The sequence below is a fragment of the Mycobacterium sp. TH-M11 genome (assembly GCF_057473725.1).
Genome location: NZ_JBYCLD010000489.1, coordinates 1 through 2,677 on the forward strand (window position 1 = coordinate 1; position 2,677 = coordinate 2,677).

At 64.9% G+C, this 2,677-nt stretch carries 4 protein-coding genes; 3 read left to right on the plus strand and 1 reads right to left on the minus strand.

What is annotated here, in order from left to right; all coding sequences use genetic code 11:
- From AC2VOG_RS18765 to AC2VOG_RS18775, 3 genes are all read left to right on the plus strand, one after another.
- A partial coding sequence (locus tag AC2VOG_RS18765; RefSeq protein ID WP_486941339.1) for a MaoC family dehydratase occupies window positions 1-323 on the plus strand: 323 nt, incomplete at its 5' end.
- Window positions 323-1,483 carry a lipid-transfer protein gene (locus tag AC2VOG_RS18770; RefSeq protein ID WP_486941340.1) on the plus strand — a complete coding sequence of 387 codons (1,161 nt, stop codon included), beginning with the start codon at window positions 323-325 and terminating at the stop codon, window positions 1,481-1,483. The genes AC2VOG_RS18765 and AC2VOG_RS18770, both read left to right, overlap by 1 nt.
- Before the next feature lie 121 nt (window positions 1,484-1,604).
- Window positions 1,605-2,480, plus strand: a complete 876-nt coding sequence (locus AC2VOG_RS18775) for a DUF559 domain-containing protein (RefSeq protein ID WP_486941341.1) — start codon at window positions 1,605-1,607, stop codon at window positions 2,478-2,480.
- 35 nt (window positions 2,481-2,515) lie between these two features.
- Here the strand turns inward: AC2VOG_RS18775 and AC2VOG_RS18780 are convergent.
- The coding region (locus AC2VOG_RS18780; RefSeq protein ID WP_486941342.1) for a hotdog family protein at window positions 2,516-2,677 on the minus strand (162 nt) is incomplete at its 5' end.

A 2,677-nucleotide genomic window follows, 5' to 3' on the forward strand; every position in this document is an offset into this window, starting at 1 on the left:
CGGCCATCGCCACCCGCGACTACCAGGACGTGCATCACGACCGGGACAAGGCGCAGGCCAAGGGATCCAAGGACATCTTCGTCAACATCCTCACCGATACCGGCCTGGTGCAGCGCTACATCACCGACTGGGCCGGACCTTCGGCGTTCATCAAGTCGATCGGATTGCGCCTCGGTGTGCCGTGGTACGCCTATGACACGGTGACGTTCAGGGGCGAGGTGACCGCCGTCGTCGACGGGTTGATTACGTTGAAAATCGTTGGCAGCAATAGCCTTGGCGATCACGTCATAGCGAACGCCACTTTGACCATCGGAGCCGCGTGATGTTGTCCGGCAAGGCCGCGATCGCCGGCATCGGCGCTACGGACTTCTCCAAGAACTCTGGGCGCAGCGAACTGCGGTTGGCTGCCGAGGCGGTCCTCGATGCCCTCGACGACGCGGGTCTGACGCCGGCCGACGTCGACGGCATGGTCACGTTCACGATGGACTCCAACACCGAGGTGGCCATCGCCCGGGCCACCGGCATCGGCGACCTGACGTTCTTCTCCAAGATCCACCACGGCGGCGGCGCGGCGTGCGCGACTGTCCAGCAGGCAGCCATCGCGGTCGCTACCGGCGTCGCGGATTGCGTTGTGGCATATCGTGCTTTCAACGAGCGCTCGGGTATGCGGTTCGGTCAGGTGCAGACCCGGCTGGTGGAGAACGCCGACTCGACCGGCGTGGACAACTCGTTCTCCTACCCGCACGGCCTGTCGACACCTGCTGCACAGGTCGCGATGATCGCCAAGCGGTATATGCACCTGTCGGGGGCGACCAGCCGCGACTTCGGGGCGATTTCGGTGGCCGATCGCAAGCACGCCGCCAAGAACCCCAAGGCGTACTTCTACGAGAAGCCGATAACCATTGAGGACCATCAGAATTCACGGTGGATCGCCGAGCCGCTGCGGCTGCTCGACTGTTGCCAGGAGACCGACGGCGCGGTGGCTCTCGTCATCGTCTCGGCAGAGCGGGCCAAGGATTTGAAGCATCGGCCGGCTGTTATCGAGGCCGCCGCGCAGGGCGCCAGCCCGGACCAATATTCGATGGTCAGCTATTACCGGCCGGAGCTCGACGGGTTGCCGGAGATGGGCTTGGTGGGCAGGCAACTGTGGTCGCAGTCGGGGTTGAAGCCGACCGATATCCAGACCGCGATCATCTACGACCACTTCACGCCGTTCACGCTGATTCAGTTGGAGGAGTTGGGGTTCTGCGGTTGGGGTGAAGCCAAGGATTTCATCGCCGATGGCGCGATCGAAATCGGTGGCCGCTTGCCGATTAATACCCACGGCGGGCAGCTCGGCGAGGCCTACATCCACGGCATGAACGGCATCGCCGAGGGTGTCCGCCAATTGCGCGGCACTTCGGTCAATCCCGTGCCCGACGTCGAACACGTGCTGGTGACCGCCGGCACCGGTGTGCCGACGTCCGGCCTGATCCTGGGCTAGGCGCTGGCCGCGAAACTGCGGCCTGCCGCGCTTTCGCGTTCGAGACTGCGGCCAGCCGCAGATTCGCCGACGTGTGCATGAGTGAAGTGACTACGGCGTCGCCGCCTGCGATCCTGCGGTCGTGCGGGAGCCATTCATCGGTAGCGAGGCGATCGCCGCGGGGGCATTGACCAAGTCACAGTTGGCTGCGCGATACCGTCGATTGTTCCCGGACGTCTACATCGACCGGAATGTCGCGGTCACAACTGAGTTACGTGCATGCGGAGGATGGCTCTGGACCGGCCGGCGAGGCGTGGTGGCGGGCTTCGCCGCGGCCGCTCTGCACGGCAGTAAGTGGGCCGACGACGCACGGGTCGTGGACCTGATTCACCAAAACTGGCGCAGCCCCGCTGGTATCCAGACGCATGCCGAGCGAATCGAGGACGACGAGGTCGTACTGGTAGCGGGAATCCCGGTCACCTCACCGGCACGGACGGCATTGGACTTCGGCTGCTGGTACCCAACCATGACTGCGGTCGCCGGGATCGACGCGTTGGCAGGAGCGGTCGAGATCAAAGCAGCCGATGTTGAGCTGTCGGCTCGCAGGTGCCCAGGGCGTAGAGGCGTGGCACGTGCCCGCCAAGCGATAGAGCTTTTCGACGCAGGCGCGCAATCGCCGAAAGAGTCCTGGCTGAGAGTCGTCCTGATCCAGGCGGGCCTACCGCGACCGCAGACGCAGATCCCGGTGCTGGATGAATTCGGGGATGCGCGGGCGTATCTCGATATGGGTTGGGCAGACCTCAAAGTCGCCGTCGAGTACGACGGAGAGCAACATCGCCAGGATCGTCGACAATACACCTGGGACATCAAGCGATTGGAAATGCTTGAGCGACTTGGGTGGATCGTCGTACGAGTGGTGGCTGGAGATCGCGCTGCCGAAGTCGTGCGGCGTGTTCGGGCGGCGTTGGCCCGTCGCGACTGCGTCCAGCCGCAGGCTCGACGCCGAGAACGCGGCTAGCCGCAGTCTGGAGGTGAAGGCAGTCTAGGCCGAGCCTAGACCGGGGTCAGCTCGACGCCGCTGAGCACGACCGCGTTGTCGCGGGCGGGCGCGGTGACGGCGGCAAGCAGGCGTCCGTCCTCTTTCCAGACCGAGGCCTTCAACGTCTCCCCGGGATAGGCGACACCGGCGAACCGGGCGCCGTAGGAGCCGACGGC